At 63.4% G+C, this 15721-nt stretch carries 14 protein-coding genes; 8 read left to right on the top strand and 6 right to left on the bottom strand.

The window, feature by feature from the left end; genetic code table 11:
* Positions 1–2 precede the first annotated feature (2 nt).
* The 3 genes from AC5O5R_RS24790 to AC5O5R_RS24780 all read left to right on the top strand — a co-directional run bounded on the left by AC5O5R_RS24790 (position 3) and on the right by AC5O5R_RS24780 (position 2926).
* The gene (locus AC5O5R_RS24790; protein WP_172231311.1) at positions 3–959 is read left to right on the top strand and encodes a glycosyltransferase family protein; all 957 of its coding nucleotides are present in this window, start codon (positions 3–5) and stop codon (positions 957–959) included.
* A gap of 64 nt (positions 960–1023) precedes the next feature.
* Positions 1024–1797: a glycosyltransferase family 2 protein gene (locus tag AC5O5R_RS24785; protein WP_172286286.1), complete on the top strand. Its 774-nt coding sequence runs from the start codon at positions 1024–1026 to the stop codon at positions 1795–1797.
* Positions 1798–1834: 37 nt separating this feature from the next.
* Positions 1835–2926, top strand: a complete 1092-nt coding sequence (locus AC5O5R_RS24780; protein WP_172220836.1) for a glycosyltransferase — start codon at positions 1835–1837, stop codon at positions 2924–2926.
* 3 nt (positions 2927–2929) lie between these two features.
* On the opposite strand, the gene AC5O5R_RS24775 is transcribed toward AC5O5R_RS24780, so the two are convergent.
* Complete coding sequence (locus AC5O5R_RS24775; protein ID WP_172220839.1) at positions 2930–3535, bottom strand: serine/threonine-protein kinase; 606 nt, start codon at positions 3533–3535, stop codon at positions 2930–2932.
* 100 nt (positions 3536–3635) lie between these two features.
* On the opposite strand from AC5O5R_RS24775, the gene AC5O5R_RS24770 reads away from it, so the two are divergent.
* From AC5O5R_RS24770 to hldE, 3 genes are all read left to right on the top strand, one after another.
* On the top strand, positions 3636–4811 hold the full coding sequence (locus AC5O5R_RS24770) for an O-antigen ligase family protein (RefSeq protein ID WP_494514808.1): 1176 nt from the start codon (positions 3636–3638) through the stop codon (positions 4809–4811).
* Between the two features lie 15 nt (positions 4812–4826).
* Positions 4827–6635, top strand: coding sequence for a lipid A export permease/ATP-binding protein MsbA (gene msbA, locus AC5O5R_RS24765; RefSeq protein WP_172220845.1), 1809 nt, complete (start codon positions 4827–4829; stop codon positions 6633–6635).
* Between the two features lie 130 nt (positions 6636–6765).
* Complete coding sequence (hldE, locus tag AC5O5R_RS24760; RefSeq protein WP_172220848.1) at positions 6766–8187, top strand: bifunctional D-glycero-beta-D-manno-heptose-7-phosphate kinase/D-glycero-beta-D-manno-heptose 1-phosphate adenylyltransferase HldE; 1422 nt, start codon at positions 6766–6768, stop codon at positions 8185–8187.
* A 64-nt stretch (positions 8188–8251) separates the two neighbouring features.
* Here hldE and AC5O5R_RS24755 read toward each other — a convergent pair whose 3' ends face one another.
* The 4 genes from AC5O5R_RS24755 to AC5O5R_RS24740 all read right to left on the bottom strand — a co-directional run bounded on the left by AC5O5R_RS24755 (position 8252) and on the right by AC5O5R_RS24740 (position 11752).
* Entirely contained in the window at positions 8252–9220 is a 969-nt protein-coding gene (locus tag AC5O5R_RS24755) for a metal ABC transporter ATPase (RefSeq protein ID WP_172220851.1), read from the bottom strand.
* Between the two features lie 52 nt (positions 9221–9272).
* Positions 9273–10085 carry an aldo/keto reductase gene (locus tag AC5O5R_RS24750; protein ID WP_172220854.1) on the bottom strand — a complete coding sequence of 271 codons (813 nt, stop codon included), beginning with the start codon at positions 10083–10085 and terminating at the stop codon, positions 9273–9275.
* Entirely contained in the window at positions 10082–11257 is a 1176-nt protein-coding gene (locus AC5O5R_RS24745) for an NAD(P)/FAD-dependent oxidoreductase (protein ID WP_172288260.1), read from the bottom strand. Before AC5O5R_RS24745 ends, AC5O5R_RS24750 begins: the two co-directional genes overlap by 4 nt.
* A 162-nt stretch (positions 11258–11419) precedes the next feature.
* A complete protein-coding gene (locus AC5O5R_RS24740; RefSeq protein WP_172220859.1) occupies positions 11420–11752 on the bottom strand; it encodes a DMT family transporter in 333 nt (110 codons plus the stop codon).
* Between the two features lie 87 nt (positions 11753–11839).
* Here AC5O5R_RS24740 and AC5O5R_RS24735 point away from each other — a divergent pair, with 87 nt between their 5' ends.
* Positions 11840–12730: a LysR family transcriptional regulator gene (locus tag AC5O5R_RS24735; RefSeq protein ID WP_172220862.1), complete on the top strand. Its 891-nt coding sequence runs from the start codon at positions 11840–11842 to the stop codon at positions 12728–12730.
* Positions 12731–12741: 11 nt separating this feature from the next.
* On the top strand, positions 12742–14013 hold the full coding sequence (waaA, locus tag AC5O5R_RS24730; protein WP_494514807.1) for a lipid IV(A) 3-deoxy-D-manno-octulosonic acid transferase: 1272 nt from the start codon (positions 12742–12744) through the stop codon (positions 14011–14013).
* A gap of 152 nt (positions 14014–14165) precedes the next feature.
* On the opposite strand, the gene AC5O5R_RS24725 is transcribed toward waaA, so the two are convergent.
* On the bottom strand, positions 14166–15599 hold the full coding sequence (locus tag AC5O5R_RS24725; protein ID WP_494514806.1) for a TolC family outer membrane protein: 1434 nt from the start codon (positions 15597–15599) through the stop codon (positions 14166–14168).
* Between the last annotated feature and the right edge of the window lie 122 nt (positions 15600–15721).

Below are 15721 nucleotides of genomic sequence, written 5' to 3'. Positions count from 1 at the left end.
CAATGAAAGTCCTGTTTCTGGTGCAGAAAGAACAGCGGGCGATCCTCGACCGTCTGTACGATGGCGTCGCGGCCAACTGCGAGTGTGACCTGCGCTGGCTGACCAGCGAAGACCAGCGCAACCTGCGCCGCTATTTCAAGCGTGAAGTGCAGGTCGAACGCTATGACCGCATCGTCTTCTTCCTGCGCTTCAAACAGGAAATTCGCCAGGTGGCGTTCATTCGCACCGTGCCGAACCTGGTCATCCTCGAACACGATGCCTATCAGAACTACATTCCGTGCAAGTACACCGGCAAGTTCAGCGCCCATTACCGTCAACTGCCGTGGGCACGGGTAATCAGCTCTGGCTACATGGTCAGCGAGCGCCTTCGCCAGGAAGGTTTCGATGCGGTGTTCGTGCCCAAGGGTTACGACGAGCAGTTGCTGACCGATCAGGGGCGTGAGCGCGACATCGAGCTGGCGTTTGTCGGTAGCACCAACAGTGTTGCGTACAGCGGCCGCAAGGCGCTGCTGGATGAGCTGGGGCAGGTCGAAAACCTGGTGGTCACCCGCACCAAGTCGGGTGAGGACTATTGCAACACGCTCAACCGTATCCGCTTTTTCGTCAGTGCCGATGTCGGCATGGGCGAGTACATGATCAAGAACTTCGAAGCCATGGCCTGTGGCTGTGTTTTGCTGGCATACGATCAGGGCGAGGAGGAGAACCGCGCGCTAGGCCTGCAGGACATGCACAACGTGGTGTTCTATGACACCATCCCGACGCTCCAGGAAAAGCTCCGCCGCTTGCGTTCGGACCCTGAACTGTCCCGGCAAATTGCAGAAAATGGCCGCCATCTGGCGGTTTCCCGTTTCAGTTTCGGGGCAGTTGGACGTAGCATCGTCGACCACATGCGCCCGGCACTCAGGCCCCACCCACCCTTGACCGGGTGGCAGCGGTTGCGCCTGAAGCTGGGCATCTAAACAAGAGCTTTCGCGCCTGGGAGTGGGTGTTGAAAGCCGATAGTCGCAATGCGGAGGGAGTCCGGTGCGCTTTTCAAATGAGAGTGACGTCACGCTCGTCGTGACCAGTTGTGGGCGGTTCGACCTGCTCAAAGACACCCTTGAGAGTTTCGATCGCTGCAACACCGCGCCCATTCGCGAGGTGTTCATCACCGAGGATTCCGGTGATGATGCCGTGCATGACGCTGTGCCGGAGCATTGGAAGCCTCACTGCAAGGTGTTCGTCAACCGGCCTCAGCTTGGCCAGTTGCCGTCTATCGACCTGGCCTACAGCCAGGTGAAGACGCCGTACATCTTCCACTGCGAGGACGACTGGCACTTCTATCGCCAGGGCTTCGTCGAAGACTCCCAGGCGATCCTGCAGGTCAGCCCCAACCTGTTGCAGGTGTGGCTGCGCAGCCATGCCCACGACCTGGCCATCCACAGCCCGTACATCCACCTGGGCGATCGCCAGGTGATCGCTGGCGTGCCTTGCTACCCGTTGCTGTCCGAAAAAGCCGAGTGGCAGGCGTTTTCGCTCAACCCGGGCCTGCGTCGCTTGAGCGATTACCAGCGCTGCGCGCCATTTGCCGCCTATGCTGGAGAGAAGGCGCTTTCCCGGCGCTACGCTGAGTTAAATCTGACAGCGGTCACTTTGGAGGGTGATGCAGTCTTACACACCGGATTTGGTAATCACGTGACCTTGCCCATCGAAGTGGAGCGCAAGGCCAAGCGTCGTCAACGTGATCGAATGAAACTGGCATTGACGCTGGTGGCGGGTGCCTTGATCGGCATGGGTATCACCATTTTTGTTCACTGATGTCGCTGTCCCACCTGACATGCGCGGGAGAGGGCCCATGAACATCGTCAATATGATGTGGGCGGGTGGAACGCCGTACATGTCCATCCACAAAGTGCACCGGCAGGTGCTGTCGCACGCGGGCGCCGATGCGCGGATCAGTAACTGGCTGCTGCTGGGTAGCGGGCTCTGCTGCGGGCTCGGCTCGACCCGGGAGTGGCACATGCCGCCACGTGCCCTGAAAGGCCGACACCTTTGGCGCCTGCTGCGGCCGTGGCTGCGCATGCGCTTGCGCAAGGCGCTGGCCGAAGCCAAGGCAGAGATCGTGCTGCTCGATGGCATTGGCGTCGCACGGCTGGTGCTGCCGCTGTTGCAGAATATTCCCGGCGTACGGGCCAAGGTGCTGTTCCATGGCAAGACCCGGCTCAACGCCAGCGATGTGCGGCTGTTGCGCATGCTGGCGCCCGAGCGGCTGAGTATCGCGGCGGTGTCGCATACCCTGGCCGAGTCGCTGGAGCGCGACCTCGGCAGGCCGGTGCAGACGTTGCGCATGGCGCTTGACCCGCTGGCATTCGTCGAGCCGCTGCTGACTCGTGACATGGCCAGGCAGGTGCTGCGCTTGCCACAGGCAGCCGCAGTGATGCTGGGCGCAGTCGGGCGCCTGGTGGAAAGCAAAGGCTTCGAGATGCTGATCGAGGCATTCGCCAAGGCCAGTGCACGGCAACCGGGCCTGCAGTTGGCGATCATTGGTGAAGGCCCCCTGCATGCCTTGCTGCAGGAGCGTATCGAAGCGCTGGGCCTTGCAGGCCGGGTTCACCTGTGCGGCCACCGTGAAGACCTGCAGCAACTGTACCGAGCGTTCGACTGGCTACTGGTGCCTTCGCGTTCCGAAGGCCTGGGGCTGGTGGTGCAGGAGGCGGTCATGGCCGATGTGCCAGTGGTGTGCAGCGACCTGCCAGTGTTCCGCGAGCAGTTGGGTGACACCGGTGGCTACCTACCCACTGCCGACCAGAGCGCCTGGGCCGAGGCGATCGCGCGCTGCGCGGCGCTCAGTGCTCCGGCGGTCGCCGCCAGGCAACGCCAGGCGCTGGCGCCTGAGCAGGCCTGGCAAGCGTTTTGTAATGGCTCGCAGAGCCTGCTGCGCAGCTGAGCCTCAGCGGGCCAGCAGGGCTGCCTCGAATGCGGCGAGGGGGAACTGGTCACCCAGGTTCTCCCGCTCGATATAGCGCACCATGTGCTGCACATTGCGACGAATCATGCGTGCCGAAAGCGGCGGGCGCAGGAAGCGCATGTCGGCCACGTCGATCAGGCCCAGGCGCTGGTCGGGGGTGACTACCACATTGCCTAGATGCAGCGAGCGGAAGTAAACCCCGCTACGGTGCAACTGACGGATCAGTTCGATCAGCCGGGGCAGGTAGATGTCCCAGCTGAAACCTTCATCGCGCGACATCTGCAGCAGCGTCCGCCCTGGGAGCGGGCGATAAAGCACGGCGGTGCGGCCTGGCAGGTCGAGCTTGTGCTGGCTGATTACCTCGAGGGTGGGAATGCCCAATTGCGCCAGGCGTGCGGCATTATCGACAAAGCGCTGCGAGTACGGGCGCAGCAGCGCAGATGAAATCAGTCTTTTCCTACGAAAAACCTTAAGGAAATTTCCATCCTCGAGCAGGTAGACTTTGGCGCCATGGCTGTCTGCCTCAAGTACCTGTGCGCCGAGTGTCAGCTGATCGAAGTCGACCTGGGTGAGCCGGGAGCATTGCATGAATAGGGCCTTGTCGTCTGGCGAGCAAAATGACCGGCAATAATGCCGAAAATAATGCTGTAGCACCATGGATGGTGTTTTTGATTCATCGGGGGAAAGGATGTTGTATCAGAAAAGCTGGGCAAGAGCCTGGTTGGGGTTGGGTCTGGTCTGGTTCCTGGCTGCGATTGCCCTGGCGCCGAGCAACAAGGTTTATCAACAGGGGCTGGTGTTGTTCCTGTGGCTGCCGACGCTGCTCTTGGCGTGGTCGGCTCGCGACGTGCTGGCACAGGCCTGGAAGCGCCAGCCGGCGCTGTGGACAAGCGTGTTGCTGCTGCTGGCATGGAGCGGGGTCAGCCTGGTCTGGTCGCCTGCCGAAGATCCTCGGCGCGAAATCAAGCGTCTGCTCTATATTTTGGTATTCCTGCTGGCGTTCCCGTTGCTGGCCCAGGCTGGCCTGACGCGCATCCGCCAGCTGCTGCAGCTCGGCAGTGCATTGCTGGCGATTGCCGCGCTGGTGTCGGTCATCAACTTCTACGGGCTGCAGGAGATGCCATGGCGGCTCAGGCTGGCGGGTATCGGTGAAATATCCCACCCCATCCTGGGGGCGTATGTCATCGCTTCGGCTGTGCTGTTCCTGCTCTACCAGCCGCCTCGCCAGCGCGGCACGCAACTGGCGTGGCTGGCAGCACTGGCCTGCCTGGGGGCGTTCGTGATCCTCAGCCAGAGCCGTGGCGCGATTCTGGCTTTGGTGATTACCGTCGTGATCGCACCGCTGTGGTTCCGCGACCGCCACAGTAGGGTATTTTCCATCCTCGCTGTTTTCGCTACCGGCCTGGCGCTTTCCACGGTGTACGACCTGATTGCCGAGCGCGGTTCGTCCTACCGTCCGGAGATCTTCCATGCCGTACTCGACATGATTGCCGAACATCCCTGGACCGGGCTGGGTCTGGGGGCTGGCTACCATGTCAACGCAGCCGGCCAGCAGTTCGAGCATACTCACAACATGTTCACCCACGCCGCGGTGGAAATGGGCCTGCCCGGTATGCTGCTGTGGGTAGCCGTGTGGCTGTTTGCCCTGGCTGAAATCCTCCGCGCCCGCGCAACGTTGCTCGGCAAGCTCCTGCTTGGTTTCTGGGTGTACTCGACCTTGGCCATGCAGTTTGACGCCGCCAGCCTCACCGGAACACCGCGTGCCGAGTGGTTCATCAGTTGGCTGCCGGTGGGCCTTGCCATGTTGCTGCCATGGGGGCGTGCCGAAAATGGCGCCTGTGGTAAAATTTCCGGTTCAACCTGAACAGCGAGCTCGATAATGGCCGAAACACCGCGACCGGCGGAGCCCACCTCCAGCCTGAAGATCTACTTCCGGCTGCTGGGCTATGTGAAACCCTATGTCGGCATTTTCCTGCTGAGCATTGTCGGTTTCGTGATCTTTGCCTCGACCCAGCCAATGCTGGCCGGCATCCTCAAGTATTTCGTCGACGGGCTTAGCAATCCCGAGGCTGTGTTGTTCCCCAACGTGCCCTACCTGCGCGACCTGCAATTACTGCAGGCGGTGCCGCTGCTGATCATCCTGATTGCCGCGTGGCAGGGGCTTGGCTCTTTCCTGGGTAACTACTTTCTGGCCAAGGTGTCCTTGTGCCTGGTGCACGACCTGCGGGTGGAGCTGTTCAACAAGCTGCTGGTGCTGCCGAACCGCTACTTCGACAACCACAATTCCGGGCACCTGATTTCGCGCATCACCTTCAACGTGACCATGGTCACCGGTGCTGCCACCGATGCTATCAAGGTGGTGATTCGCGAAGGCCTGACCGTGGTGTTCCTGTTTGCCTACCTGCTGTGGATGAACTGGCACCTGACACTGGTGATGGTTGCCATCCTGCCGGTGATCGCCGTGATGGTCAGCGTCGCCAGCAAGAAATTCCGCAAGCAGAGCAAGAAGATCCAGGTGGCCATGGGGGACGTCACCCACGTCGCTTCGGAAACCATCCAAGGCTACCGCGTGGTCCGCAGCTTCGGTGGCGAGGCCTACGAGGAGCAGCGCTTCAGCAAGGCCAGCCAGAGCAACACCGACAAGCAGTTGCGCATGACCAAGACCGGCTCGCTGTACACGCCGATGCTCCAGCTGGTGATCTACAGCGCCATGGCCGCGTTGATGTTCCTGGTGCTGTTCCTGCGCGGTGAGTCCACCGCCGGCGACCTGGTGGCCTATATCACTGCCGCCGGCCTGCTGCCCAAGCCGATTCGCCAGTTGTCGGAAGTCAGTTCGACCATCCAGAAAGGCCTGGCCGGCGCGGAGAGCATCTTCGAGCAGCTGGACGAAGAGCCGGAAGTGGACACCGGCACCATCGAGAAGGAGCGGGTAGAAGGGCGCCTTGAAGTGCGTAACCTGAGCTTCACGTACCCGGGCACCGAGCGTGAAGTGCTGAGCGACATCAGCTTCACCGCCGAGCCCGGGCAGATGATCGCCCTGGTTGGCCGCTCCGGCAGCGGCAAGTCGACCCTGGCGGCACTGATCCCGCGCTTCTATCACCACGACCAAGGGCAGATTCTGCTGGACGGCGTGGAGATCGAGAACTATCGCCTGCGCAACCTGCGCCGCCACGTATCGCAGGTCACCCAGCACGTCACCCTGTTCAACGACACGGTAGCCAACAACATCGCTTACGGCGACCTGGCCGGCGCGCCGCGCGCAGATATCGAGGCCGCTGCGGCCGATGCCTACGCCAAGGAGTTTGTCGATCAGTTGCCGAAAGGCTTTGATACGGACGTCGGTGAAAACGGTGTGCTGCTTTCCGGTGGCCAGCGCCAGCGTCTGGCAATTGCGCGCGCGCTGTTGAAAAACGCGCCCCTGCTGATCCTCGATGAAGCCACCTCGGCGCTGGATACCGAGTCCGAGCGGCATATCCAGGCTGCCCTGGATCATGTGATGCAAGGCCGTACCACGCTGGTGATTGCGCACCGCTTGTCGACCATCGAGAAGGCCGATCAGATCCTGGTCATGGACCAGGGCCGTCTGGTCGAGCGCGGCACCCATGCCGAGCTGCTTGCAGCCAATGGCCATTATGCCCGCCTGCATGCCATGGGCCTGGATGAGCCGGCCAAGGCCGATATCACCTGAACCCTCCTTGATCGGGGCCGTGATGGCCCCGATTGTCACGGGAATTTTCCGGGGATGATCTGGCCATAAAGCCGTCGTCTACCCTGTGCTAATATCCTGCCCCTGTTCATTATTTCCATATGGGTTGCCCATGAAGTTGTCCATGCCGCGTTTCGATCAAGCCCCGGTATTGGTGGTCGGCGATGTCATGCTCGACCGCTACTGGCATGGCGGTACTTCGCGTATTTCGCCTGAAGCGCCAGTCCCGGTGGTCAAGGTCGATCAAATCGAGGATCGCCCCGGCGGCGCGGCCAACGTTGCCTTGAACATCGCCGCGCTGGGTGCGCCGGCGTCGCTGATCGGTGTCACCGGCCAGGACGAGGCTGCCGATAGCCTCGCCAACAGCCTGCAGGCTGCCGGCGTACGCTCGGTCTTCCAGCGCATTGCGCACCAGCCGACCATCGTCAAGCTGCGGGTCATGAGCCGTCACCAGCAGCTGCTGCGCATCGATTTCGAAGAGCCGTTCGCCACCGACCCGCTGTCGCTGGGCGCCGAGGTTGACGGCCTGCTCGAGGGGGTCAAGGTGCTGGTCCTGTCCGACTATGGCAAGGGCGCACTGAAAAACCACCAGAGCCTGATCCAGGCGGCGCGGGCCAAAGGCATTCCGGTGTTGGCCGACCCCAAGGGCAAGGACTTCTCCATCTACCGTGGCGCCAGCCTGATCACGCCGAACCTCAGCGAGTTCGAGACCATCGTCGGCCGTTGCGCCGATGAAGCCGAGCTGGTTGCCAAGGGCCTGCAGCTGTTGCTGGACCTGGACCTGGGTGCCGTGCTGGTAACCCGCGGCGAGCACGGCATGACCCTGCTGCGCACGGGCCAGCCGGCCCTGCACCTGCCGGCGCGGGCGCGGGAAGTATTCGATGTCACCGGTGCCGGTGATACCGTCATCTCCACCCTTGCAGCAGCTATCGCCGCTGGCGAGGATCTGCCCCATGCGGTGGCCCTGGCCAACCTGGCGGCGGGTATCGTGGTCGGCAAGCTGGGTACGGCGGCCATCAGCGCCCCTGAACTGCGCCGGGCCATCCAGCGTGAAGAAGGCTCCGAGCGGGGTGTGCTGGGCCTGGAGCAGCTGCTGCTGGCCATCGATGATGCGCGCGCACACAAAGAGAAGATCGTCTTCACCAACGGTTGTTTCGACATCCTCCACGCTGGGCATGTCACCTACCTGGAGCAGGCGCGGGCCCAGGGTGATCGCCTGATCGTCGCGGTCAACGACGACGCCTCGGTCAGCCGCCTGAAGGGACCCGGCCGACCGATCAACAGTGTCGACCGGCGCATGGCTGTGCTGGCCGGCCTGGGCGCGGTGGACTGGGTGATCAGCTTCCCTGAGGCCACGCCGGAGAACCTGCTGAGCCAGGTCAAGCCGGATGTGCTGGTCAAGGGGGGCGACTATGGCATCGACCAGGTGGTGGGTGCCGATATCGTCAAGGGCTATGGCGGCACCGTGAAGGTGCTGGGGCTGGTCGAGAACAGCTCGACTACTGCCATTGTCGAGAAGATTCGCAAAAACTGATGCTTTTGGGCTGCTATGCCGCCCTTCGCGGGCATGCCCGCGAAGGGCGGCATAGCGGTCCCAGTTATTTATGCAGTGAAGTACGTGCCCGCTCCAGCAGTGCCCGGGCCTTGTCACCAAAGCGCTGCAAGTGCGACGCCCGCGCCCGCGTGCTTTCCACCAGCCCCTGCTGCTTCACCCAATCCTTCCAGCGCACCCGCTCGTCCGTCACCACCCAACCGTCCTGCCGCGCAAAACTTTCGGCCAGGTACAGCCCACGAGTGCTCGCCGGCACCAGCTCGTCTTTCTTCAGCGTATACAGCTCTGCCAGTGGCTGGCCGTCTTTGAGGGGCATCAGATACAGGTCCGGCCGTTTGCGGTTGAGCCGCGCTACAAGCTGGTTGCCCTCGAGCCGTTCATCGACGTGGAACAGGCTGAGCTTCTTGGCTTCCCGCGGTACCTGCAGGCGCATGTCATAGATCAGCTGCAACGAAGCGGTGGGCAGGTGCACATAAGCCCGCGGCCGCTCCAGTAGCATCAACCTGCCGCAGTGTACCGGCCGGGCGGCGCCGGACTGCGGGGCCAGCACGAAGTGCGGGTTTTCCCGGTAATGCAGGGCGGCAGCGTAGGGTACCGGTAGCCAGGTGTCGTTGAAGCGCCCACCCAGCCAGCCCTCGGGGGTTTCCAGCAGGCACTCCTCGGCTACTTCCTGCACGGCCGTATGCAGCGGCAGGTTGAGCTCCTGCGCTGGCACATAACCCGATATCAGTTTCAGAACAACGTCGCCGCGGTCTTGCCGACGTTGACGTACCAGTACCCAATAGTCGCGGTTCTGCCACTGCAGGGTGAGGCGCACCGACACACCCAGGTTGGCCAGTTCAACCACGAACCGTTGCGCGTCCGGCAGCTGGATGGCTTTGCGCCGCTGCTGGGTCTGGGCAAAGTTCAGCGGCATGCCGATGCTCTGGTAGATCAGGCCCTCGGGCGTGGCTTCTACATGCAGGGGCAGTGTCTTGAAGTTGCTCGGGTTCTTGCGGATCAGCGTTCGCGCCACGATGCTCCTCCTTGCCTCGGGTCAGTCTCCAGGCCCTTGAGCCAGGGGTAACTCAATGCCGGCCCAGGATACGGGCGACGGTGGCCACGTTGTGGGCCAGGTGCAACGGGTTGATGGTGCCGACGATAGCACTGCTGACGCCCGAGTGGGCGAACAGCAGTTCGAAGCTGGCTTGCACCGGGTCGACGCCCGGGGCGAGACAGACATGCCCGCTGGCCAAGGCTTTTTTCACCAGGATGGCCTTGCCGTGCTCGGCAGCGTAGTCCAGCACCGGGCGCTCTGCCTGCTCGTTGAGGTTGTAGGTGACCATGGCGCAGTCGCCCTGCTGCAGCGCCTTCAGGCCGCCGGCGACGGTCTTGCCGGACAGGCCAAAGCCGAGGATCTTGCCTTCCTGCTTGAGTGCAGCCAGGGTCTGGTACACCTCCTCGTGCTCGAGGATCGCCAGGTCATTGCCGTCGGAATGCACCAACACCAGTTCTATGCGGTCGGTCTCCAGGCGGCGCAGGCTGCGCTCCACCGAGCGGCGAGTATGGGCAGCGCTGAAGTCGAAGTGCGACTGGCCAGCGTCGAATTCTTCACCGACCTTGCTCACGATCACCCATTCGTCGCGCTGGCCGCGCAGCAGCGGGCCCAGGCGTTCTTCGCTGCGGCCATAGGCCGGCGCCGTGTCGATCAGGTTGATGCCCAGCTCGCGCGCCTGGGCCAGCAGCATGCGTGCTTCGTCATCGTCGGGAATGGTGAAGCCGGTGGGGTACTTCACGCCTTGGTCGCGACCGAGCTTGACCGTGCCCAGTCCCAGCGGCGAAACCTTGAGGCCAGTGCTGCCCAGGGGGCGAAGGAGGTTGTGCAGGGTTGGCAGGCTCATGGCAGCAATTGCTCCCAGGCCGGCACGCCCAGCGGTGGGCGTGGCAGGCCGGCCAAATCGGCCTGTGCCTGCGGGCGAATGCCGTCGCGCTGCAAATGGCTGATGACCCGGTCGCTGAAGTCCGGGGCCAGCGCGAGCTTGGTTGGCCAGCCGACAAGCAGGCGTTGCTGCTCGGCGAGGAAGGCGTTGTCCGGGCGTACCAGGCCCGATTGTGCCGGTTCGGCACGGTCGACTCGCAGGGTGGCCCAGCGCATCTGGCTCTGGTCGACCCATGGCAACAGGCTGGCGATTTCTTTCTGGGCTGCAGCAATTTGCGCGGCCGGCTCACGGGCAACACCCTCGGCTTCGGCCAGGTCGCCGCCCAGGTACCAGACCCACTGGCCATCGGCGGCCGGGTGGGTGGTAATCGTCACCCGTGGCTTGGGCCCGCCGCCCAGGCAGTGGGCGTACAGCGGTTTGAGGTTGGTGCCCTTGGCCATCACCATATGCAGCGGGCGGGTCTGCATGGCTGGCTGGTTCACGCCCAGGGCATGCAGCAGCGTTTCGGTGCCGGCGCCGGCGCTTAGCACGATGCGCTGGGCGCGGATGTCGCGGCCATCTACCCGCAGGCCGACCAGCTCGTCGCCTTCGCGCAGGGGTTCGACGTGCTCACCGGCCAGCAGGCTGTCACCCGCCAGCTCGGCCAGGTTGGCCAGCAGGGTGGGGACGTCGATCACCAGTTCCGCCAGGCGATAGACCTTGCCCTTGAACGCACGGTCTTGCAGCGCCGGCGGCAGTTGCTCACCTTTTACCTGGTCGACCCGGCCACGCACGGCCTTGCTGGCGAAAAAGCTGGTGAGGTTGCCGGCCAGGGTGCCCGGCGACCACAGGTAGTGGGCATCGGACAGCAGGCGGGTGCTGCTCAGGTCCAGCTCGCCGCTGCCGCTCAACGCTTCGCGCCAGCGCCGCGGCATGTCGGCGATGGCTTCCGATGCACCGGTAAGGGCGCCGTGCAGGGCGTACTTGGTGCCGCCATGGATGATGCCCTGGGACTTGATGGTCTGTTCGCCGCCAAGGCTGGCGCGCTCCACCAGCACTGTCGAGTAGCCCTGGCGACGCAGCCGGGCATTGAGCCAGAGGCCTGCGACCCCGGCGCCGACGATCAGTACGTCAGTGGAAATGGCGGATGGCATGGCGGTACCTCGAAGACTGGGACAGCTGGCAAGTATACAGGGTATCCCCAAGAGGGCCCTACCGCCGGCAAGCCAGCTCCCACAGGGTTCGCGCAGGCCGCCAGGTCAATGCTTTTCCTGTGGGAGCTTGGCTTGCCGGCGATGGGGCCCTCATGGAAAACCTCAATGCCCAGCCGTCTTCGAAAACAGCTGGATCACCACCACGCCACCCACGATCATGGCCATCCCCAGCATCGCTGGCACATCCAGCTTCTGCCCGTACACCACCAGCGCCGCCACGCTGATCAGTACGATACCCAGCCCCGACCAGATGGCATAGGCAATCCCCACCGGTATGCTGCGCACCACCAGGGTAAGCATCCAGAACGCAATGCCATAGCCCACCACCATCAGCAGCAGCGGCAACGGCGTGCTGAACCCTTTGACCGCCTTCATCGAGGCAGTGGCGATGACTTCGGCGCAGATGGCGATGGCGAGGTAGGTGTAGGCATTCATGGCAGGATCCTCCGGTAACTGGTCGGGCATTCTAGAGGTTGGCCGGATGCGGTAAAGTCATTACCTATCTATACGGGAGATAGGTCGATGGCCGAGCAGTGGAATCTCGAACAACTGCGTACCTTTATGCGCGTCGCCGAATTGCGCTCGTTTTCGGCCGTGGCCCGTGAGCAGCGCAAGGCCCAGTCGGCCATCAGCAATGCCATCGCCCTGCTCGAAACCGACCTTGGGGTAACCCTGTTCGATCGCAGCAGTGGTCGGCAACCGAAGCTGACCGATAACGGCAGCGCGCTGCTGGAGGATGCCCGCGAACTGTTGCGACAGTGCGAACGTCTGGACGGGCGCGCCCTGGCATTGATGCGCGGGCAGGAGGCCTTGCTGCGAGTGGCCCAGGACGAAGCCATGCCCTACCAGCCAGTCATCGACAGCCTCGACGAGCTGGCCAGCCATTACCCATTCCTGGAAGTGCAACTGGCCAGCGGCGCCCAAGGCGATGTGGCGCGCAAGCTGGTGGAGCGGCGCGCTGATCTGGGCCTGTTCTTTCACCACGAAAGCATCCCTGCTTCGTTGGAGCGACGTGCCCTGGGCAGCGTGGAAATGGTCACGGTGTGTGCGGCCGGCCACCCGCTTGCCGGCGAACCCCGGGTCACCCGCCAGCAGCTGGCCCGCCACCGTCAGTTGCTGATTACACCGCAACAAAGCGGCTACCCGGGCGGTGAGGCGATCAGCCCGCAGGTGTGGCGTGCAGACAGCTTCTACGCCATGGCCGAACTGCTGATGCGCGGGCTGGGCTGGGCCTGGCTGCCACGGCACGTGGTGCAGTACCCGACCTATCAGGCGCACATGGTCGAGCTGGACAGCGAATGGCGCCCGCCGGCACTGGTGGCAGAGCTGGCCTGGCGCCGTGATGAACCGCTGGGCCCGGCCGCGCAGTGGCTGGCCGAGCGCTTTGCAGTGCACCTGCGCGCGATCGGGTAAACTCCGCTGCCATGAACAGAACACTTTATACCTTGCTGTTTCACTTGGGCCTGCCGCTGGTTGCGCTGCGCCTGTTCCTGCGCGCGCGCAAGGCTCCAGCCTATGGCAAACGGATTGGCGAACGCTTTGCTCTGCAGCTGCCGGCCATGCACCAGGGCGGTATATGGGTGCACGCAGTGTCGGTTGGCGAGAGTATTGCTGCCGCGCCGATGGTGCGTGCCTTGCTCAAGGCCTACCCGGAGCTGCCGATCACGCTTACCTGCATGACCCCAACGGGTTCCGAGCGCATTCGCAGCATGTTTGCCGATGAACCGCGCGTTCAGCACTGCTACCTGCCCTACGACCTGCCTTGGGCGGCGGGGCGTTTCCTTGATCATGTGCAGCCGAAGCTGGGCATCATCATGGAAACCGAACTATGGCCCAACCACATTCATCAATGCGCCCGGCGCGGCATCCCGGTGGCCTTGGCCAATGCTCGGCTGTCCGAGCGCTCGGCACGTGGTTATGCCCGTTTCGCCAACCTGACCCGGCCGATGCTCGCCGAGATGAGCCTGATTGCGGTACAGACCGAAACCGAAGCGCAGCGCTTCCGCGACCTGGGTGCTCGCCCGGAAAGCGTGCAGGTGACAGGATCGATCAAGTTCGACTTGAAGGTAGACGAACAACTGCTGCCGCGCGCTCGCCACTTGCGCGAGCAGTGGGGCGCCTTGCAGCGCCCGGTGTGGATCGCGGCCAGTACCCACGAGGGTGAAGACGCGTTGATCCTGCAGGCCCATCGCCAGTTGCTGCAGCTGCACGGGGATGCGCTGCTGGTGCTGGTCCCGCGCCACCCTGAGCGGTTCCCTGCGGTGCATGCGTTGTGCAGCCAGCAGTTCGCCACGGTACGCCGCTCTGCCGGTACCCCTGTAGATGCCCAGACCCAGGTGCTACTGGGCGACACCATGGGCGAGTTGCTGTTCCTCTACGCACTGGCGGACATCGCCTTCGTCGGTGGCAGCCTGGTCGCCACCGGTGGCCATAATCCCTTGGAGCCTGCGGCATTGGCCTTGCCCGTGATCATGGGCCCGCACGTTTTCAACTTCCTCGAGATCAGCGCAATGCTGCGCGAGGCGGGGGCGTTGCAGCAGGTGGACGATGCTGACGGGTTGGCCGGGGCTGTGCGCCGCCTGGTGGAGTTGCCACAGGATGCTCAGCGCATGGGCGAGGCGGGCAGGGCGGTGATGCAGTCCAATCAGGGGGCCTTGCAGCGATTGCTTGATGGCCTGGGTGCACTTGTGCGCTGATTGCCGTGTGGGTCTCGCTGACCTCATCGCCGGCAGGTGACAGATCGCATCAAGGCTGACAGGTGCTTGCCGCCAGATATGCAGCGGCAAGTGCCTGTCAGCCCTGATGCAACCTGCCAAAGACCATAGTGCCCCCCCTATCACCCCTTATCTCAAGGCTTGCGCTCGAAGTTCTTCGCCGCTGCCGCGGCCAGGTCCGGCGGCAAGAAGTCCTTGTCGGGGTTGTAGTCGGCCTTCAGGTACCGCCCCAGGTCCTGCAAGTCCTGCGGGCTCAGTGTGCCGGCCGCCTGCTTCAGGCTCAGGTTGTCGAGAATGTAGTCATAGCGGCTGTTGTTGTAATCCCTCACCGAGGTGTAAAGCTGGCGCTGTGCATCGAGCACGTCGACGATGTTGCGTGTACCCACCTGATAGCCGATTTCAGTGGCTTCCAGTGCGCTCTGGTTGGAAATGATCGACTGTTTGCGTGCCTGTACCTGCTCCACGTCGGTGTTCACCGCGCGGTGCAGGTTGCGGGTGTTTTCCACCACCTGGCGGCGCAGGCTCTCGCGCTGTTGCTCGCTCTGGCTCAGGCGCTGGTAGGCCTCGCGAACCTGGGAACTGGTCAGGCCGCCGCTGTATATCGGGATATTCAACTGCAGGCCGACACTGGTCTGCTCGACATCGCCGCTGTAGCGCACCCCCAGCTGCGACGGGTTGGTGAAACCGAGGCTGTCGTTGTCACCCTTCTGGTACTTGGCGACTGCGTCCAGGGTTGGCGCGTGGCCGGCCTTGCGCTGGCGCAGGGTCTCTTCGGCGGCAGAAACGGCGTAGTTGGTCGCCAGCAGGTTGAGGTTCTGGCGCCCGGCAGTTTCGACCCAGGCCTTGGCGTCGTTGGGCGTAGGCACCCGGATCGGCAAAGTATGCACCACGCCCTGGATCGACGAATACTCACGGTTGGTCAGGGTCACCAGTGCTTCGAAGGCATCCTGCACCTGGCGCTCGGCAATGATCCGGTTGGCGCGTGCCGTGTCGTAGCTGGCCTGCGATTGCAGCACATCGGTCTTGTCCGACAGGCCCACATCGAAACGCTCGTTCGACTGGTCCAGCTGGCGCTTGAAGGCCGCTTCTTCAGCCTTGGTCGCGGCCAGGTTGTCCTGGGCGCGGAGCACGGCGAAGTAGTTCTGCGCGGTCTGCAGGATCAGGTTCTGCTCGGTGGCCGACAGCTCCAGCGCCGCCTGTTCGTTGACGGCTTCGGCAGCCTGCAACTGGAACCAGCGATCGGCGCGGAAGATAGGCTGGGCCAGGGTAGCGCTCCAGGAATTGCCGCTGCGGTTGGAGGTGATCGACGGTTCGTCCAGCTTGGTGCGGGTGTTCATCATTTCGGCACCGGCCGACAGGTTGGGCAGCAAACCGGCGCGGGCCTGCGGCACCACTTCGCGGCGTGCGCCATAGTCGGCGCGGGCGGCGGCCAGGTCGGCGTTGTTGTCCACCGCCTCCTGGTAGACGCTGACCAGGTCGGTCTTCACCGTTTGGGGCACGTCCGCTGCCCAGGCCACTCCGTTGGACGCACAAGACACGGCTATCGCCAGTGAGAGTTTGCGCAGCATAGAGGCAATCCTTGTACGAAATTTAATTACTGAACTGTTGAGTATCGAGCGATGCGCCAGTGTAGTGCCATGCGCCCCCGGCAACAATCGCTCGGTACGCCTTTCATCATCCGCGCATTTAC

The sequence above is a fragment of the Pseudomonas sp. 8_5_2 genome (assembly GCF_059295255.1).
Note: the sequence above shows the minus strand (reverse complement) of the source record. Positions and strands in the feature narration are given on the sequence as shown.

What these genes read in the sequence shown, in the direction of transcription:
- AC5O5R_RS24790 (WP_172231311.1), top strand. Translation starts at nt 3, where the DNA reads ATGAAAGTCCTGTTTCTGGTGCAGAAAGAACAGCGGGCGATCCTCGAC.
- AC5O5R_RS24780 (WP_172220836.1), top strand. Translation starts at nt 1,835, where the DNA reads ATGAACATCGTCAATATGATGTGGGCGGGTGGAACGCCGTACATGTCC.
- AC5O5R_RS24775 (WP_172220839.1), bottom strand. Translation starts at nt 3,535, where the DNA reads ATGCAATGCTCCCGGCTCACCCAGGTCGACTTCGATCAGCTGACACTC.
- AC5O5R_RS24770 (WP_494514808.1), top strand. Translation starts at nt 3,636, where the DNA reads ATGTTGTATCAGAAAAGCTGGGCAAGAGCCTGGTTGGGGTTGGGTCTG.
- msbA (WP_172220845.1), top strand. Translation starts at nt 4,827, where the DNA reads ATGGCCGAAACACCGCGACCGGCGGAGCCCACCTCCAGCCTGAAGATC.
- hldE (WP_172220848.1), top strand. Translation starts at nt 6,766, where the DNA reads ATGAAGTTGTCCATGCCGCGTTTCGATCAAGCCCCGGTATTGGTGGTC.
- AC5O5R_RS24750 (WP_172220854.1), bottom strand. Translation starts at nt 10,085, where the DNA reads ATGAGCCTGCCAACCCTGCACAACCTCCTTCGCCCCCTGGGCAGCACT.
- AC5O5R_RS24745 (WP_172288260.1), bottom strand. Translation starts at nt 11,257, where the DNA reads ATGCCATCCGCCATTTCCACTGACGTACTGATCGTCGGCGCCGGGGTC.
- AC5O5R_RS24740 (WP_172220859.1), bottom strand. Translation starts at nt 11,752, where the DNA reads ATGAATGCCTACACCTACCTCGCCATCGCCATCTGCGCCGAAGTCATC.
- AC5O5R_RS24735 (WP_172220862.1), top strand. Translation starts at nt 11,840, where the DNA reads ATGGCCGAGCAGTGGAATCTCGAACAACTGCGTACCTTTATGCGCGTC.
- waaA (WP_494514807.1), top strand. Translation starts at nt 12,742, where the DNA reads ATGAACAGAACACTTTATACCTTGCTGTTTCACTTGGGCCTGCCGCTG.
- AC5O5R_RS24725 (WP_494514806.1), bottom strand. Translation starts at nt 15,599, where the DNA reads ATGCTGCGCAAACTCTCACTGGCGATAGCCGTGTCTTGTGCGTCCAAC.